The organism is Streptomyces gamaensis (genome assembly GCF_042656465.1).
GTDB lineage: Bacteria > Actinomycetota > Actinomycetes > Streptomycetales > Streptomycetaceae > Streptomyces > Streptomyces gamaensis.
This window is the reverse complement of record NZ_JBHSPB010000001.1, coordinates 442,406-458,557: the sequence shown is the minus strand read 5'-3', so window position 1 is coordinate 458,557 and position 16,152 is coordinate 442,406. Positions and strand designations below refer to the sequence as shown.

The 16,152-nt window shown below is 71.7% G+C and carries 15 protein-coding genes; 3 read left to right on the top strand and 12 right to left on the bottom strand.

Going from position 1 to position 16,152, the window contains the following annotated elements; translation table 11 throughout:
- Window positions 1–8: 8 nt before the first annotated feature.
- Window positions 9–1,466, top strand: a complete 1,458-nt coding sequence (locus ACFP1Z_RS02025; protein ID WP_390313945.1) for a GntP family permease — start codon at window positions 9–11, stop codon at window positions 1,464–1,466.
- A gap of 127 nt (window positions 1,467–1,593) precedes the next feature.
- Here ACFP1Z_RS02025 and ACFP1Z_RS02020 read toward each other — a convergent pair whose 3' ends face one another.
- Window positions 1,594–3,207: an FG-GAP-like repeat-containing protein gene (locus ACFP1Z_RS02020; protein ID WP_390313944.1), complete on the bottom strand. Its 1,614-nt coding sequence runs from the start codon at window positions 3,205–3,207 to the stop codon at window positions 1,594–1,596.
- Window positions 3,208–3,492: 285 nt separating this feature from the next.
- Window positions 3,493–4,278 (bottom strand): FAD-dependent thymidylate synthase, encoded by a 786-nt coding sequence (gene thyX / locus ACFP1Z_RS02015; RefSeq protein WP_390313943.1) that lies wholly within the window; start codon window positions 4,276–4,278, stop codon window positions 3,493–3,495.
- 459 nt (window positions 4,279–4,737) lie between these two features.
- Here thyX and ACFP1Z_RS02010 point away from each other — a divergent pair, with 459 nt between their 5' ends.
- Both ACFP1Z_RS02010 and solA read left to right on the top strand, forming a co-directional pair.
- The gene (locus tag ACFP1Z_RS02010; RefSeq protein WP_390313942.1) at window positions 4,738–5,400 is read left to right on the top strand and encodes a helix-turn-helix transcriptional regulator; all 663 of its coding nucleotides are present in this window, start codon (window positions 4,738–4,740) and stop codon (window positions 5,398–5,400) included.
- Between the two features lie 20 nt (window positions 5,401–5,420).
- Window positions 5,421–6,566 (top strand): N-methyl-L-tryptophan oxidase, encoded by a 1,146-nt coding sequence (gene solA / locus ACFP1Z_RS02005; protein ID WP_390313941.1) that lies wholly within the window; start codon window positions 5,421–5,423, stop codon window positions 6,564–6,566.
- Window positions 6,567–6,640: 74 nt separating this feature from the next.
- Here solA and ACFP1Z_RS02000 read toward each other — a convergent pair whose 3' ends face one another.
- The 10 genes from ACFP1Z_RS02000 to ACFP1Z_RS01955 all read right to left on the bottom strand — a co-directional run bounded on the left by ACFP1Z_RS02000 (window position 6,641) and on the right by ACFP1Z_RS01955 (window position 16,136).
- Window positions 6,641–7,132 (bottom strand): hypothetical protein, encoded by a 492-nt coding sequence (locus ACFP1Z_RS02000; RefSeq protein WP_390313940.1) that lies wholly within the window; start codon window positions 7,130–7,132, stop codon window positions 6,641–6,643.
- A gap of 17 nt (window positions 7,133–7,149) precedes the next feature.
- Window positions 7,150–8,367 (bottom strand): MFS transporter, encoded by a 1,218-nt coding sequence (locus ACFP1Z_RS01995; protein ID WP_390313939.1) that lies wholly within the window; start codon window positions 8,365–8,367, stop codon window positions 7,150–7,152.
- Window positions 8,368–8,414: 47 nt separating this feature from the next.
- Window positions 8,415–9,650 carry a beta-ketoacyl-ACP synthase II gene (fabF, locus tag ACFP1Z_RS01990; protein ID WP_390313938.1) on the bottom strand — a complete coding sequence of 412 codons (1,236 nt, stop codon included), beginning with the start codon at window positions 9,648–9,650 and terminating at the stop codon, window positions 8,415–8,417.
- On the bottom strand, window positions 9,647–11,287 hold the full coding sequence (locus tag ACFP1Z_RS01985) for a class I adenylate-forming enzyme family protein (RefSeq protein WP_390313937.1): 1,641 nt from the start codon (window positions 11,285–11,287) through the stop codon (window positions 9,647–9,649). The genes fabF and ACFP1Z_RS01985 overlap by 4 nt, the downstream gene beginning before the upstream one ends.
- Complete coding sequence (locus ACFP1Z_RS01980) at window positions 11,281–11,805, bottom strand: hypothetical protein (protein ID WP_390313936.1); 525 nt, start codon at window positions 11,803–11,805, stop codon at window positions 11,281–11,283. The genes ACFP1Z_RS01985 and ACFP1Z_RS01980 overlap by 7 nt, the downstream gene beginning before the upstream one ends.
- Complete coding sequence (locus tag ACFP1Z_RS01975; RefSeq protein ID WP_390313935.1) at window positions 11,802–12,974, bottom strand: beta-ketoacyl-[acyl-carrier-protein] synthase family protein; 1,173 nt, start codon at window positions 12,972–12,974, stop codon at window positions 11,802–11,804. Before ACFP1Z_RS01975 ends, ACFP1Z_RS01980 begins: the two co-directional genes overlap by 4 nt.
- On the bottom strand, window positions 12,971–13,207 hold the full coding sequence (locus tag ACFP1Z_RS01970) for an acyl carrier protein (protein ID WP_390313934.1): 237 nt from the start codon (window positions 13,205–13,207) through the stop codon (window positions 12,971–12,973). The genes ACFP1Z_RS01975 and ACFP1Z_RS01970 overlap by 4 nt, the downstream gene beginning before the upstream one ends.
- 6 nt (window positions 13,208–13,213) lie before the next feature.
- A complete protein-coding gene (locus ACFP1Z_RS01965; RefSeq protein ID WP_390313933.1) occupies window positions 13,214–13,474 on the bottom strand; it encodes a phosphopantetheine-binding protein in 261 nt (86 codons plus the stop codon).
- 83 nt (window positions 13,475–13,557) lie between these two features.
- The gene (fabV, locus tag ACFP1Z_RS01960) at window positions 13,558–14,748 is read right to left on the bottom strand and encodes an enoyl-ACP reductase FabV (RefSeq protein ID WP_390313932.1); all 1,191 of its coding nucleotides are present in this window, start codon (window positions 14,746–14,748) and stop codon (window positions 13,558–13,560) included.
- Window positions 14,745–16,136 carry a class I adenylate-forming enzyme family protein gene (locus ACFP1Z_RS01955; protein WP_390313931.1) on the bottom strand — a complete coding sequence of 464 codons (1,392 nt, stop codon included), beginning with the start codon at window positions 16,134–16,136 and terminating at the stop codon, window positions 14,745–14,747. Before ACFP1Z_RS01955 ends, fabV begins: the two co-directional genes overlap by 4 nt.
- Window positions 16,137–16,152 lie beyond the last annotated feature (16 nt).

Genomic DNA, 16,152 nt, shown 5'->3' with positions numbered 1-16,152 from the left:
GAGTCACCATGCTCGCTCCACCCACCGGCCTCGCCGCACAGCCCCCGCACACCGGGGGCCTGCTCCCGCTGATCGGCGGCACCGGCGGCCTGCTGACCGTCGCCGCCCTCGGTATCGCCCTGCTGCTCGTCCTGATCATCAAGGCCAGGCTGCAGCCCTTCGTGGCGCTCCTCGCCGTGTCCATAGCCGTCGGCCTGGCCTCCGGCCTGTCCGTCACCGAACTCTTCGGCACCGTCCAGAAGTCCGGCGCCGTCTCGATCGTCGAGTCCGGCATGGGCGGCACCCTCGGCCACATCGCCGTCATCATCGGCCTCGGCACGATGCTGGGCGCCGTCCTGGAGGCGTCCGGCGGCGCCGAGGCGCTCTCCTCGCGACTGCTCGCCCTCTTCGGCGAGCGGCGCGCGCCCCTCGCGATGGGGATGACGGGGGTCCTCCTCGGTATCCCCGTCTTCTTCGACGTGGGGATCTTCGTCCTCGCCCCGATCGTCTACGCGGCCGCGCGGCGCGGCGGCGGATCGATCCTGCGGTACGCGCTGCCCATGCTCGCCGGGCTGTCCATGACGCACGCCTTCCTGCCCCCGCACCCCGGCCCGGTCGCCGCCGCCGGACTGCTGCACGTCGACCTCGGCTGGGTGATCCTGATGGGCGCGGTGTGCGGGATACCGGCGGTGCTCGCGGCGTGGGCGTACGCGGCGTGGATCGGGGCGCGGCTGTACGTCCCCGTACCGGCCGGCATGGCGGACGCGGCGGCGGAGGCGAGGGCGGCGGTCGCGGCGGAGCGGGAGGGCGCCGAACGGCCCGTGTCCCTCGGGGTGTTGCTCGTCATCATCGGCACGCCGCTGGTCCTGATCCTCCTGGCGACGTTCTCCTCGGTGGCGCTCGCGCCGAGCACCGGACGCTCGGTCGTGGAGTTCTTCGGCCACCCCTTCGTGGCGCTGACGATCGCGCTGCTGCTGGCGTACTGGCTGCTGGGTGTCCGGCGCGGCTGGTCGCGTACGTCGCTGGAGGCGGTCTCGGCCGCGTCGTTGAAGCCCGTCGGCAACATCCTGCTGGTCGTCGGCGCGGGCGGGGTGTTCGGGGCGGTGCTCAAGGCGAGCGGTGTGGCGCAGGCGCTCGCGGACACCTTCGCGGGCGCGGGCCTGCCGGTGGTCGTCCTCGCCTGGCTGATCTCGCTCGTGCTGCGGGTGGCGCAGGGCTCGGCGACGGTCTCCATCGTCACGACGGCGGGCATCGTCGCGCCGCTGCTGCCGCAGGGGGACGTGTCACAGGCGCGGGTCGCGCTCGTGATCGTGGCGATCTCGGCGGGATCCATCTTCGCCTCGCACGTCAACGACGGCGGCTTCTGGATGGTGTCGAAGTACTTCGGGATCCCGGAGCGGGAGACGCTGGCGTCGTGGACGGTGCTGGAGTCGGTGCTGTCGGTGGCGGGGTTCGCGGTGGCGGGGGTGCTGAGCCTGGTGGTGTGAGGGGGCGCGTACGGGTACGGGCGCGAGGGCGCGTACGTACGGCGTACGGCGCGGGGCCCGCGGCCGGAAGTCGACCGCGGGCCCCGCACACCGTTGTCACCGGTGGTCCGGTGCTACCGTCGCCGATCTACCGGCGCAGCGTCACACCCTCGGGCCACATCGAGCGGCCGTCGGCCAGGCCGGCCTTGCCGTCGCCCTGGTACCAGCGCATCTCGTAGGCGGGCAGCGGAGCGCCGGCGACGGCGGCGGCAGCCCTCGCCGCCTCGGCCGCCTTCTCGGCGTCGCTCAGGTTGTCCGGGGCCCAGCGGCCGAGCAGGTCGGCCTTGCCGTCGCCGTTGAAGTCGCCGCCCAGGATCGTCCACATGGAACCCCAGGACTTGTCGCGCCACATGTTCGTGGCGTCGTCGAAGCCCTTGCCGTTGCCGGCGTAGAAGCGCAGCTGGCCGTCGTACGCGGCCATGGCGATGTCGTCCTTGCCGTCGCCGTTGAAGTCACCGGTGGCCAGGTGCTTGGTGCCGCCCCAGGTGCGGTCGCGCCACATCTCGCGCTTCTCGCCGGTCAGCGTGCCGTCCGGGTTGGTGGGGTAGCCGACCAGGGCGCCGGTGTTCCAGATGGCGATGAGGCCGTCGCGGCCGTTCTCGAACTTGTAGCGGGCGAAGTGCGGCATGTCCTTCCAGGACGTGTCGCTCCAGATCTTCTTGCGCTCGGCGAGGTTGCCCTTGTTGTCGCCGGCGTAGAAGTACAGGTTGCCGTCGCCGGCCAGAGCGATGATGTCGCCCTTGCCGTCGCCGTTGAAGTCGCCGCCGACGATCTTCTTGTAGGTCGACCAGGTGTTGTCGTGCCACAGCGGGCGGCCGTACTCCAGCTTGCCGTCCGGCGTGGAGTAGTAGGCGTGCAGCGTGCCGTCGTAGTGGATGGCGGCGACATCCGTGCGGCCGTCGCCGTTGAAGTCGGCCGTGGTGATGAAGTTCTCCTTCACCATGCCGGCCTTGTTGATGACACGGGTCTGCTGGATCCAGCTGTTGACGTCGTCCACGCGGGTGTTGACGGCGCCGGTGCGGGTCTCGGACTCGCCGAGGCAACCGCCCTGCCAGGAACCGGTGTTGATGCCCACCAGCTCGGCCTTGCCGTCCTTCTCGCGGAAGGAGGGGCCGCCGTTGTCGCCCTTGCAGACGGCCGCGCCGTCCTTGCCGGTGACATTGAACGCGCCGTCCTTGACCGCGCCGACGGTGAACAGACCGGTGTGCGCCTGGCCGGGCACCCACTCGTCCTTGGTCCGGCCGAAGCCGGTGCCGCGCAGCTCCTCGCCCTGGGCGGGCGCGGTGGTGCCGACGGCGATCGGGGTGGCGTCGATGCTCCCGCCGGCGCGGCCGACCAGCGCCATCACCAGGTCGCGGTCCTGGTGCGGAACGAGCCGGATGACCGGGGCGCTGTTGCCGGAGCCCCCGTCGGAGGAGACCACGGTCCTGTCCTTGGGCGCCCCGGCGGCGACCTTCTCGCCCGGGGTGTCCGCGAAGCAGCTGGCGGCGGTCAGCACCCACCGCTCGTCGACCAGCGCACCGGAGCAGCTGCGCTTGCCGTTGCCGATGTCGAGCTTGACCGTGAACCGGTACTGCTTGTCCTTGACCGGGTCACCGACGACGGCCTGCGCCGGGGTGGCGACGGCGGCCAGGGCGCCGGTCGCGACGACGGTGGTGAGGAAACCCGCGGCCCGTATCGAGCGCGAACCTCTGCCGAGCATGTTCGTTCCTTTAGTCCGGTGGGGTCGGCGAAGGATACGGAACGACTGCCACCGGGGCGGCGCGTTGACCTGATTCCCCCGCCGGATCAGATACGCGTTGTCATGGGCACTATAGACGATCTTTGCCGGACGAAATACCTGCCGTCGATCAGTGCTACTGAGTGGCGCCGGGCTTGGACGGAGGGTGTTCTTCCGGTGCGGCGCCAATAAATCCGGCGGCGCCCCTCTCATGGAATTCCCGGTAATGTCAAGGGAATTCCACGGGAAAGGCGCCGCCGGCCGGTCTCACACCTTGCGCCAGCCCGGGATCCAGGCACCGTCCTGAACGGTGTAGTCCCCGAACAGGGCCGGCGCCTCCTTGGCGACGACCTCCCCGATCTTCCCGACGACCAGGCGGATTTCCTCCTCCGCGCCGGGCGCCGTGCGGCTCTCGATGACGTGGCGCAGGGTCCGTACATTGGCGGTCCACACCATGCCCGTCGCCAGCCCCTCCGGGGCGAAGCGGCGCATGAAGGACGTCTTGGCCTTCTTCTCCTTGAAGGGCACCCCCTGCTCGTCCAGGCCGAAGTGGCCGGACATCCAGTGCTGGAACGCCTCCATCTGCTCCAGCAGGGCGGTGGCACGCTCCATCAGCTCCGCGTCCTGCTCGGCCCACTGCGGGAACCAGAACGGCAGGTCGTCCAGGCGCACGAAGCGCAGCGACTCCTGCGAGACCGCCGTCCCGGCCCGGTGCCGGACGAGCTCGTGGGTCACCACCCGGCTCACGTTGTGCAGGACGAAGGAGAAGCCGACGTGCTCCAGGACCGAACCGTGGGCGCTGGCCAGGATGTTGTCCAGGTACGCCCCCTGGTCGGTGCGGATCCGGGTGACGTTCGGATTCAGGCCCGGCTCCCAGGAGCGGTAGCAGGTACGGCCGGCGAATTCCGCCAGGTTCTGCGCGTCGTCCGTCTCACCGCGGTCCACCCGCTCCAGCCAGCTCTCCCCGCCGACCTCGGCGAGATAACGCGTCACCTCCTCGTAGTCCAGCCGCGGGCGGGCGATGAGACGGACCTGGGGCTCGACGTGACGCAACGCTGTCCTCCGGATGTGGCAAGGGAGTTCGGGAGCGGACCAGCCGAGTCTGCCACGCCGCCGCCCCCGGGCCCGCCGGCCGGCCGGGCCCGCGGCTCGCCCCCCAACTCGCCAAGCCTGCACCGCCGTTCGGTGCGTCCGCTTTCAGCGTGAAATACCGTGCCAAACCTCCCGAGGCCGGTGGTGCCGTGATGTCGATCACGGCGTGGCGCCCGGGGGCGTACCCGACGAGAAGCGGATGCGGCCCTCCGTATGTGACGCATCACGGCAGAAAAAGTTGATGCTTTGCCGGTCCCACGTGGGAACTTTGGCCCAAGGGGCTGCGGCGCTGTCTGGGCCGGCCCGGAGAGGTCGGCGGATATGCCGGGCGCGATGTCGCCGTACGGTGATCAACGGACTCACCCAGGGGGTACTCCTATGGATCGTTTGAACGGGCAGCAGACCCTTGCGCAAGGCGCCTTGGCGCACCAGGACGTCGGTCTGGCCGTCCTGCTGGTCGTCGCGGACGAGGTCTCCCGTTGGGGACTGGCCGGCATGCTCGCCAGCATCCCGAAGGTGCACACCACACAGGCCTGCGCCGACGTGCCCGAGGCAGTGCGCTGCTTCCCCGAGCGTCCGTACGACGTCGTCATCGTGGACTCGTGCCTGGCGGCGCAGATCCCCGCGCTCGCCGAGGCCGTCGGCCGGCACGACACCAAGGTGCTGCTGCTGTTGCAGGACCTGGACGACGACACGCTGCGCACCGCGGCCGGACTCAAGCTCGACGGCTTCCTGACCGGCCCGGGGCTGACCCTGCGCGGGCTCGGCGAGGCGATGACCCGGCTGCAGCACGGCGAGATGTCGCTGCCGGCCGAGGTGGCGCACCAGATGATGGCCGTCCTCAGCAGACCGCGCTCCGTCGAGCGGCCCCCGGTCACCCTCACGCCGCGCGAGCACCAGACGCTGCAACTCCTCGGCGAGGGGCTGAGCAACAAGCAGATCGCGGCACGCCTGCGCATCTCGCAGCACGGCACCAAACGCTACGTGGCGAGCATCCTCGCCAAACTCAACTGCCCGAACAGGACCTTGGCCGTGGCGTACGCGCTGCGCACCGGCCTGCTGGAGGACTCACTCGCGTCATGAGGGAACAGGGGGAAGGAGCCGTGACACAGCGGATGCCGTACGACGTGATCGTGCTGGGGCTCGGTGTGCTGGGCAGCAGCACCGCGTACCGGCTCGCCGCGAAGGGCCACCGGGTGCTCGGCGTCGAACGGTACGGGCCCGTGCACGACCGGGGCGCCAGCCACGGGGAGACCCGGTGCGTCTTCACGTCCTATTTCATGGGCCCGCGGTATGTGCCGCTGGTGCGGCGGTCGTTGGAGCTGTGGGAGGAGACGGGGAAGGAAGCCGGCCGGCCCCTGGTGACCCGCGCGGGCGCCCTGCTGCTCGGTTCCGGGCCGGGCCGGCTGGTCCCGGCGGCGACAGCCGCCGCCGAGGCGTCCGGCCTGGCCAACGAGACCTACGGCGGCGATGAACTCGGCAGGCGGTTCCCGCAGTTCACGCCCGGCCCGGACACCACCGCCCTGTACGAGCGGGACGCGGGTTTCCTGCACGTCGAGCCCGCGGTCCGCGCCCAGCTCGACCTGGCCGAACGGGCGGGGGCCGAGCTGCGTTTCGGGGAACGGACGCTGGAGTGGACGGCGGACGCGGGCGGTGTCACCGTCCGCACCGATCAGGGCGTCCACCGGGCCGCACGGCTCGTCCTGTGTGTCGGTTCGTGGGTCGGGCAGCTCGTCGGCCCGGAGCTCGTCCCGGTCACCGTCCTGCGCAAGGTGCAGGCCTGGTTCGCGCCCGCGACGGGCGAAGAGGCGTTCGCGCCCGGCGCGTTCCCGTTCTGGGCGTGGGACGCGGGCGGTGCCATCGCGCTCGGCTTCCCCGTGGCCGGTCCGGGCAACGGGGTGAAAGCGGCGATGCACACCGGGGGAGAGCGGTGCGACCCGGAGACCGTGGACCGCACGGTGCACGACCGGGACGTGGCGGAGCTCCGCTCCTTCCTGGCCCCCCGCATCCCCGGCGTCGCCGGGGGCAGATACCTGCGCGGCGAGGTCGGCCTGTACGACATGAGCCCCGACCGGCACTTCATCGTCGGCCGGCTGCCCGGCCAGGAGCACGTGTACCTGGCGGCGGGCACCTCGGGCCACGCCTTCAAGTTCGCCCCGGTCATCGGCGAAGCCCTCGCGGACCTGGCCACCGAGGGCAGCACCCGGCACGACATCGGCCTGTTCGACCCGGAGCGGTTCCACCGGTAGGCGGCGTGCCACGGAAACGGCGGCGGCCCGTGCCCCCGGGAGGGACACGGGCCGCCGCCGTTGCGTGCGGGCCACTACTGGCCGGCCGGCGCGTAACCCCGGAACCGGGCCTTGTACGTGCAGGCGTCCGCACCGTCCTTGAGGCACCCCTCGATGCTGTCGCTCTCCACGTCGAGACCGAGCCCTTCGTGCCAGGCGGCCCGCAGTTCGAGGCACGGGCACTGATAGGTGTCGAGCGTGCCGGCCGTACGGGACATGGTGAGGGCGAAGTTGCGTTCCAGACTGGTCGTCAGCTCGCCCGGCGTGCTCGCGTCGTACCGGTAGTCGACGAACTGCGGCGGCCACATCTCTTCCGGGCAGCGCTTGATGATCTCCACCACCTGGTCCCAGGTCATGTCCCGCACGGGGACGCCCTGGGCCTTGGCGACGTTCTGCGCGATCCGGCGCGCCACGAACGCGATCGCTTCCTTGTTGATCTCGTTGGCGGCGTCGAAACCGAACCGCTTCGCCACCTCCTGGTACCAGCGGGCGTCGTGCAGCCACCAGTACTGCTGTGTTCTCGACACGGTTCCTCCTCCGGCTCTCACAGCGCCACGGGCTGCGGTTCGGCGGACTTGCGGGCCCGGGCCGCGGCCGAGCGGCGTTCCACGGCGACGGAGACCGGGAGCAGGACCAGGGCGAGCAGGCCGCCGGCGCCCGAGACGATCCACAGGTGGTCCGCGCCGTACGCGTCGACGACCCAGCCGCCGAGCAGGCCGCCGAGGCCGATGCCGAGGTAGAGCGCCGAGGCGTTCAGGGAGATGGCGATGCTGGAGGCGGGTCCGGTCATGCGCACCAGCCGGTGCTGCTGGGGCGGGATCGTGGCCCAGCCGGTGAGTCCCCACAGGACCATGTAGACGACGGCGGTGGCGATGGTGGCCGCCCACACCGACAGCAGGAAGTGGTTGACGGTGAAGATGGTGAGCGCCAGCGTCAGCACCTTGACCGCGCCCCACTTGTCGGCGCCGTGGCCGGACAGATAGCTGCCGACGATCGCGAAGAGGCCGAAGGTGAAGATGAGCACCTGCAGCAGACCGGTGCCGCCGAGGTCGCTGAACACCGGCGCCAGGTAGGTGTAGACGCTGAACGCGCCCGCGTTGGCGGCGACGGTGATGAGCAGCGCGGTCAGCACGTCGCCGCGCTTGAGCACGGCGGCCCGGTCGGCGAGCGAGACCCTCGGCGGGGCGGGCACCTGCGGCATCAGCACGGCGATGCCGATCGCGGCCAGCACCGACAGTGCGGACACGAACAGGAACGCCCCGCGCCAGTTGGTCATCTGGGAGACGAACAGGCCTATCGGCACACCCAGCACCGTGGAGGCCGAGGTGCCGCCCAGCACGATGGCCAGGGCCCGGCCGCGCTTCTCCGGAGCGACGATCGTGGAGGCGGTGGCCGTCGCGCTCGGCACGAACAGTCCGGCGAGCAGCGCGGCGACGATCCGGCTGACCGTGAGCACGGCCAGGTTGGGGGAGAACGCCGACAGTACGTTGGCCGCCGCGAACAGCACCATGCCCCACACCAGCACGGGGCGGCGCGGCCAGTTCGAGGTCACCGTCATCACCAACGGCGAGCCGATGGCGTAGGCGAGCGCGAAGACGGTGACGATCTGACCCGCGGCGGTCAGTGAACTCTGCAGCGAACCGGCGACCGCGGGCAGTACGCCCGCGACGATGAACGCGTCGGTGCCGGTCGCGAAAGTACCGAGCGCGAGAATGAGAATGGTGGCCAGGCCGGCTTGGCTCGGCTCGTTTTTCGCTTGCACCTCTGACTCCAATGTGCGTTTCTTCTCAGGGTTTTCTCAGGGGCGATTCATGCCTTCGCGAGAACCAATGTGGCGTTGTGCCCTCCAAAACCGAAGGAGTTGGATATCGCGACCCGGGTGGGCCGCGAAAGCGCTTGGTCCCGCACGTGGTTGAGGTCGCACTGGGGATCCGGCCGGTCCAGGTTGCGGGTCGGCGGCACCAGGTCCGTCTGGGTGGACAGCGCGCAGATGACGGCCTCCACGGCGGCCGAGGCGCCCAGCAGATGCGCCGTGGACCCCTTGGTGGCGCTGCAGGCCGGCTGGCCGGCGCCGAAGACCTCCCGCATCGCCCGGGCCTCGCTGATGTCGCCCAGCTTCGTGCCGGTGGCGTGCGCGTTGACGTAGTCGACGTCGGCCGGGGCGATCCCGGCGTCGGCGAGCGCGCGGCGCATGCTCGCGGCGGCGCCCCGGCCCTCCGGGTCGGGCATGGTGACGTGGTGGGCGTCGGTGCTGGCGCCGTACCCGAGGAGGACCGACCGGGGCCGTGCGCCGCGGGCGCTCGCGTGCGCCAGCGATTCGAGGACGACGATCCCGCCGCCCTCGCCCAGGACGAACCCGTCGCGCCCCGAGTCGAAGGGCCGGGACGCCCGCGCGGGCTCCTCGTTGCGCCGGGACAGGGCGCGTGCCTTGGCGAACGCCGCGATGCCCAGCGGATACAGCGGCGCCTCGGCGGCCCCGCACACCATCACGTCGGCGTCGCCGCGCTGGATCGTCCGCAGGCCCTCACCGATCGCGTTCGCGCCCGTGGCACAGGCGTTGGCGATGGCCATGGTGGGGCCGGTGATGCCGTGCCGGATCGCCAGGTGCGCGGTGGCCATATTGGTGAGCACCTGCGTCATCAGGTACGGCGAGACCTCGTCGATGCCCTCCAGGGCGAAGGCGGCCGCCTCCCGCTCCAGCGTGGTGGCCCCGCCGATGCCGCAGCCGATGACGGCCCCGACCCGGTCCGGTGCCACGTTCTGCCCGACCACCAGCCCGGCGTCGCGCAGCGCGTCCTCCGCCGCCGCGATGCCGTACTGCGTGAACGGGTCCATCAGCCGGGCCTCGCGGGCGCCGATCGCCTTCTCCGGGTCGAACGCCTTCAGCTCGGCCCCGATCCGTACCGGCAGCGCGGACACGTCCCGGTGCTCGATGGCGGTCACCGCGGACTCTCCGGCGCACAGCCGCTCGAAGAACACGTCGGGGTCGTCGCCGAGCGCGTTGACCAGACCGACACCGGTGACCATCACGGGGGTGCGCGTCATGCGACCTCACCCCTGCGCGACAGGTCCTGGTACAGGGCACGCAGCTGACGCTTCTTCACCTTCCCGGTCGGGCCGAGCGGGATCCGCTGCGTGCCCTGGGTGAGGACCCGGGCGACCGGCGGCATGTCCTGCGCGGCGAGCAGCGCGTTGACCCTGGACTCCCAGTCGACGCCCGCTCCGGCCCCGGGCCGGACCTTGAGCAGCAGCCACGCGTCGGCGGAGCCGTCGCTGTTCTCCATGCCGAACACCGTGCAGTCCTCCAACTCCGGGCAGGCGTCCAGCAGCAGTTCCTCGGCCCACACGCTGTACAGCCGGCCCTGGCGGGTGAGGACCGTGTCGGTGACCCGGTCCACGTGGTAGAAAACACCGGTCTCGTCGCGGTACACAAGATCGCCGGTGAGCCAGTAGCCCCCGAGCCACGAGCGGTGAGTGGTGAGCGAGTCGTTCCAGTAACCCGGCGTGATCGACGGGGACTTCACCCCGAGCCGTCCGATCCGGCCGGCGGGCAGCGGCTCGCCCTCGTCGGAGAGGACCGCGGCCTCGACGAACCCGTACGGCTTGCCGATGCAGCGCAACGGCTTCTCGGCGCCCGGCTTGTGGATGTTGTAGAACAGCGAGTGCCCCATCTCCGAGGACCCGAGCCCGTCGTGGAAGTACGAACCGGGCACGGTGGCGCGGCCCTCGCTGCTGACCTCGGTGTGACGGCCGTGCGCGGTGAGCGCCCGGATGTGGGCCCGGTGCGCGGCGTCGCCGCTGTTGTACCAGAGCGTCACGGTCGACAGGTCGGCCCGGCCCAGGTCCCGCGAGGCCAGCTCGGCGTGGGTGCCGGCGAACGCGGCCACCATGGTGGGCCGGAACTCCGCGACGGCGGCCAGTACCGCGTCGCCGCCCCGGTCGGAGAGGATCCGCACCGGCAGCCCGGAGAGCAGGGACTGCATCACCACGGTGATGGCCGAGTTGTGCGATCCCGGCAGCGCGGACAGCACCCGCTCGAAGCCCTGCGGCAGCGGCAGGCTCAGCCGGTACCTGGTCGCGGCGAAGAAGCTGCGGTGCGAGGCGGTGACCGCCTTCGGCACCCCGGTGGTGCCCGACGAGTGCGTGATGAGCACCGGGTCGTTCCCGTGGTGCCGGTAGGGGTACCCGGACGGCAGCCGGCCGCGGTCCTCGGGACGGACGTCGGACGCCGTCGCGAAGAAGACCGGCTCCGCGCTGTCCTCGCCGCGGAGCGCGGCGAGGTGCGCGGGGTCGGCGAACACACCGACGGCGCCGATGCGTTGCGCGTAGTTCCGCGCCACCGCCGCCGGCAGGTCCGCGTTCACCAGCGCGGGAACCGCGCCCAGCGTGCTCAGGGCCAGGAAGTTGAGCACGTACCCGAGGGCGGAGCCGGTGCACACCGCCACCGGGTCGCGCGGCCGGACGCCCCGTGCGTGGTAGAAGCCCGCGTAGGTCTCCACCAGTTCGGCCAGCCGGTCGAGGGTGAGGACGGTGTCGCGCTCTCCGTCCGGGGCGGGGAAGTCGCCGTCGGTCCACAGCACTTGTTCGGTGCCGGGGCGCACGTCCCGCACCGCGGCGAAGAAGGTGCCCGCGCCCAACGCGTCGTCGTCGGCCAGTCGGGCGCGGATCGCGCCACTCAGCATGTCGATTCGCCCTTTCTCAAGAAGACCGCCGTGGCCACGTCGGTGTCGCCGGTGTGGGAGAGCCGCGCGGTGCGCGGGTTGGCGGCCAGCTCCACCGTGATGAGCAGCGCGGCGTCGACCTCGTCGGTGAGGAACAGCAACTCGGCGGTCTCGCGCAGCTCGTGCCGCGGGTCGCCCGTGGCCGAGAGGCTGATCGTCGGCCCGGTGATGCCGTGGTCACGGGCGATGTTCCCCAGGACCGTGGTCGGCACCGACTGGTAGAACAGCAGCGGATTGCGCACATCGCCCGCGACCAGGTTGCGGCTCGCGGTGTCGGAGGTGGTCGAGTCGCCGTACACCGACCCCAGCAGCAGCGCCGTCCGCGGCCCCGCGACCTCGCCGACCCGCGGGTCGGCCAGGCACCGGCGGGCCGCCTCGTTCACCAGCGGGCTGAACACGGAGAGCACGAACCCGGGGATGTCCGGCAGTTCCGAGCCGGAGTCCACGGTGGTGGACGTGACAACGGCGGACACGGTCATGGTCGCTCCAGCACGAGGGCGGTATTGGCGCCGCCGAACGCGGCGTTGACGGACAGCGCGCGGCGGATCCGGGCGGCGCGGGGCTCGTTGGCCACGTAGTCCAGATCGCACTCCGGGTCACGTTCGTCGAGGTTCGCGGTCGGTGGCAGGATCCCGTCGGTGAGGGCGAGCAGGGTGATGACCGCCTCGACGATCCCGGACGCCTCCAGCATGTGACCGGTCATGCTCTTGGTGGAGCTGACCGGCGTCCCCGCCGCCGCCGTGCCGAGCGCGGCCCGCAGGGCGCGGGTCTCGGCCACGTCGTTGGCCGGGGTTCCCGTGCCGTGCGCGTTGACGTACCCGAGCTGCTCCGGGCGCACCCGGGCCCGCTCCAGCGCCCGGCCGATCGCGCTCGCCATGCCCGCGCCCTCGGGGTGCGGGCGGGCCAGGTGGAAGGCGTCGTTGGAGTACCCCCAGCCCAGGACCCGGGCCAGCGCCTGTGCCCCGCGGCCGCGGGCGTGCTCCTCGGACTCGACCACCAGGGCCGCGGCCCCGTCGCCGAGCAGCAGCCCGGAGCGGTCGCGGGCGAACGGGCGGACCACGCCGTCGGAGGCGAAGGCGCGGCCGGAGTCGAACTTCGCGAAGAACTCCTCGTCCACCACGTACGCGCCGGCGCACACGACCACGTCCGCCCGGCCCGCGGCGACCAGTGCCGCCGCCTGCGCGACGGCGGTGGCGGACGCGACACACGCGTTGGTGAACGTCACCCGGCGCGGGCCGAGGCCGAGCGTCTCGCCGAGCCGGTCGGCGAGCGCCCCGGGGACACTCACCGACAGCTCGTCAGCGGAGGGCAGCGCGGTGCCCGCCGCCTCGGCCCGCCAGTACCGGTTGACGGCGGTGAAGTCCCCCTGCGACCCGAGCAGCAGCGGGGCCCGCTCCGCGTCGGACAGGCCCGCCATGCCGAGGGCGGACCGGCCGCACGCGAGCAGGACGTCCCACTGGCTCGGCACCCGCGGCAGCGCCGGGTCCGCGCCCGGGTACTCGGCGGCGTGGCCGCCCCGGAACGGCGAGGTGTCGAACCGGGTCACCGGGGCGAACCCCGGTTTGCCGGCGAACACCCCGGCGCGCAGGGCGTCCGCGCCGGGTCCGAAGGCGGTGAACACCCCGAACCCCGTGATGACGGCGCTCATGGCGCCCCCGTCAGCAGCGTGTGGATGGAGTCGACCGAGGTGACACCGGCGGCGAACAGCGCGTCCGGGTCGAGACTGACCCCGTGTTCCTCCTCCAGCCGGTGCACGAGCCAGACCAGGGACAGCGAGTCCAGCCCGAGCTCCGCGTCGTTGCCGAATTCCTCAATGCTGGTGGAGAAGATCCTGCTGTCCGAGAGGATCAGCCGGATGTCCTCCTTGGTGACGGCCGTCATCACGGCTCACGCGGCCGTCGTACGGAGCCGCGCGACGTACGACACGAACGCGCCGAGCGTGGCCCTGCCGAGCGTCTCGTACTCCCCGTCGTCGATCTTGAACGCGTACTCCTTCTCCAGCCTGGCCGCGAGCTCCAGCAGCGACAGGGAGTCGAGGTCGAGACCGCCGGGGCCGATCGGCGTGTTCTCGTCCACCGGATCCGCGACGTGGATGTTCATCACGTTGCGGACCGTGTCGAGGACGTAGTCCCTGATGTCGGTGTCCATTGCGTTGTTTCCTCCTTGCTGAAGGGGTGACGAAACAGGGGCCCGATGTGTGACAGGCCCGTGGGACGCGGTCGGGCGGGGGGTCAGGCGAGGACGACCCCGGGGATGTCCCGCAGCGGGTCGGTGTCCTGGGCGTAGTCGACGCCCGGGACACCGAACCCGTAGAGCGCGAGCGTCTCCGCCCGGTACGCGTCCAGGGCGCCCAGTTCGGCGATGTTCTCGGTGTCGACCGCGTTCCAGCGGCGCCGCACCTCCGCCTGTACGTCGAGGTGGAGCTCCCGCTCGTCGAGCCGGATCCGCCCCTCCTCGTCGACGGCCAGCGGGCCCGGCCCGTAGAGCCGTTCCGCGCACAGCCGGTACGCCTGGTCGAGGACGGTCTCGTGCAGTCCGCTCTCGCGGGCCACGCGCGACAGAAGGATCGCGTACAGGGTCTGCACCGGCAGCACGCTGCTGGCCTGCGTGACCAGCGCGCGCATCACCGCCGCGTGCGCGCGGCCCCCGGCCGGGCGCAGCGTCTCGTCGATGCCGCGCGCGGTCCACTCAAGGTGTTCCTTCGCCTTGCCGAGCGTCCCGCCCCGGTAGCTGGGGGCGAGCCACGAGTTGCCCACGTAGGAGAAGGCCACGGTGGTCACGTCCGGTGCGAGCACCCCGGCGTCGTGCAGGACCTCCAGCCAGCGCTGCCAGTCGTCGCCGCCCATCACCGAGACCGTCTCGCGGATCTCGCCGAGGGTGGCGGCCGGCATGGTGGACAGGGCCACGCGCCCGCTCTCGGCGTCGTACGACTTCTCCGTGAACGGGGTCCCGACGGTCTTGAGCGTCGACCGGTGGACCACGCCGTCGTGCTCGCGGCGCGGCGCGGCCAGGCTGTACACGACCAGATCCACGCTGCCCAGTTCGCGTTTGACGACTTCGGCGGTGGTCTGCTTGGTCCGCTCGCCGAAGGCGTCGCCCACGACGGTCCGGCCGAGGATTCCCGCGGCGGCGAACTCGCTCTCCAGGGCCGCCGTGTTGTACCAGCCGGCGCTCGCCGCCCGGGCCGCCGCGGGCGGGCGTTCGAGGCAGACCCCGACCGACGCGGCGCCGGCGCCGAAGCCGAGCGCGACGCGGGTGCTCAGGCCCAGCCCGGCCGAGGCACCGATGACGAGCGCGTTGCGCGGCCCCCGGAAGGAGGGCCGGCCCCGCACCTCGTCGATCTCGGCCCGGACCCGGGCCGCGCAGCCGTCCGGGTGGGCGGTGGCGCACAGCAGCCCACGGGTGACGGGTTCAATGATCACACCAGGCTCCTCGCGTCGGCGCGGGCGCGGCTGCGCGCGTGGGCCGCGTGCAGCAGGTCCCGTCCGCGGACGAGCTTGCCGTTGCTGGTGCGCGGCAGCTCCGGCATCAGATGGAACCGGCGCGGCACCTTGTGGGCGCTGAGCCGTTCCCGGCACCAGGCGGCGAGTTCGGCCCCGGAGACCTCGGAGGAGACGGACACGTACGCCTCGATGGCCTCGCCGCCGTACACCACCACCGCCTCGCCGACCTGCCGGTGGCCGCGCAGCAGGGCCTCGACCTCGGTCAGGTCGACATTGAGCCCGCCGACCACCACCATCGAGTCGGACCGTCCCTTCACCGACACCGCCCCGCTCTCCGCGTCGCGTTCGGCCAGGTCGAAGGTGCGCAGCCAGCCGTCCGCCCACTGGACGGACTGGCTCTGGTACGGGTACGGCGACTCGTCCATCCGCACGTACAACTCGCCGTCACGGACGTCGACTTCGAGGCCCGGCGCCGGCAGCCCCACCCAGGGGGGCGGGAACACGCCCGCCAGGTCCGTGGTGATGATGCCGGTCTCGGTCATCCCGTACGCCTGGCCGATCCGCACCCGGAACCGCTGCTCGAACCTCTCGAACACCTCGGTGGTCAGGGCTTCGCCCCCCGAGATCGCCAGCCGCAGCCGGGACAGCTTCGGCGGATTGTCGATCCGGCTGAGCAGGTCGAAGTGGGCCGGCACCCCCGAGATGACCTCCACCTGGTGCTCGGCGGCCAGGGCGAGGATGTCGCGGGCACCGATCCTCTGCGGGAAGACCAGCGTCGCCCCGGCGAGCGTGCCGTACAGGACCCCGCCGACCAGACCGAAGGAATGGGTCAGCGAGTTGAGCAGCAGGACCCGCTCGCCCTTCTTCGGCATCTCCGGCAGCCGCGAGAACCGTTCGACCTCGGCGAGCAGCGATGCCGCGGAACGCCCGATGACCTTCGGCGCCCCGGTGGACCCGGACGTGAACTGGTAGAGCACGTGGTCCGTGCCGGCCGGCTGCCCGTCGCGCAGGGGCTTGAGCAGGATCTCCCGCTCGTCCTCGAACGGTATGAGCGGCTTCGCCGGCTGGTTGGAGGTGATGTGGAACTGCGGGCGGGTGAGGTCGATCAGCTTCTCGACCTCGCCCGGGGTGAGCCGGTGGTCCAGCAGCATGACGCTCGCGCCGCACTCCCACAGGGCGAACAGCGCCCACAGGTAGGTGAAGCTCGGCGGGATGTTCAGCGCCACCGTGCTGCGGGGCTTCACCCCCTGTATGGCGAAGAGTTCCTTCAGCCGCGCGACCCTGGTACGGGCCTCGCCGCGTGTGATGTCCGATGTCCCCGACGCCCAGACGCTGTTGTCGGGGCCGGAACCCAGCAGAGACTCCATGGTCGTCCCCTCGCGT

Bases quoted from the DNA above. Each gene is read 5' to 3' on its own strand.
- ACFP1Z_RS02025 (WP_390313945.1), top strand. From the start codon at position 9: ATGCTCGCTCCACCCACCGGCCTCGCCGCACAGCCCCCGCACACCGGG.
- ACFP1Z_RS01975 (WP_390313935.1), bottom strand. From the start codon at position 12,974: ATGAGCGCCGTCATCACGGGGTTCGGGGTGTTCACCGCCTTCGGACCC.
- ACFP1Z_RS01965 (WP_390313933.1), bottom strand. From the start codon at position 13,474: ATGGACACCGACATCAGGGACTACGTCCTCGACACGGTCCGCAACGTG.
- ACFP1Z_RS01970 (WP_390313934.1), bottom strand. From the start codon at position 13,207: ATGACGGCCGTCACCAAGGAGGACATCCGGCTGATCCTCTCGGACAGC.
- ACFP1Z_RS01980 (WP_390313936.1), bottom strand. From the start codon at position 11,805: ATGACCGTGTCCGCCGTTGTCACGTCCACCACCGTGGACTCCGGCTCG.
- ACFP1Z_RS01955 (WP_390313931.1), bottom strand. From the start codon at position 16,136: ATGGAGTCTCTGCTGGGTTCCGGCCCCGACAACAGCGTCTGGGCGTCG.
- ACFP1Z_RS02020 (WP_390313944.1), bottom strand. From the start codon at position 3,207: ATGCTCGGCAGAGGTTCGCGCTCGATACGGGCCGCGGGTTTCCTCACC.
- ACFP1Z_RS01985 (WP_390313937.1), bottom strand. From the start codon at position 11,287: ATGCTGAGTGGCGCGATCCGCGCCCGACTGGCCGACGACGACGCGTTG.
- fabF (WP_390313938.1), bottom strand. From the start codon at position 9,650: ATGACGCGCACCCCCGTGATGGTCACCGGTGTCGGTCTGGTCAACGCG.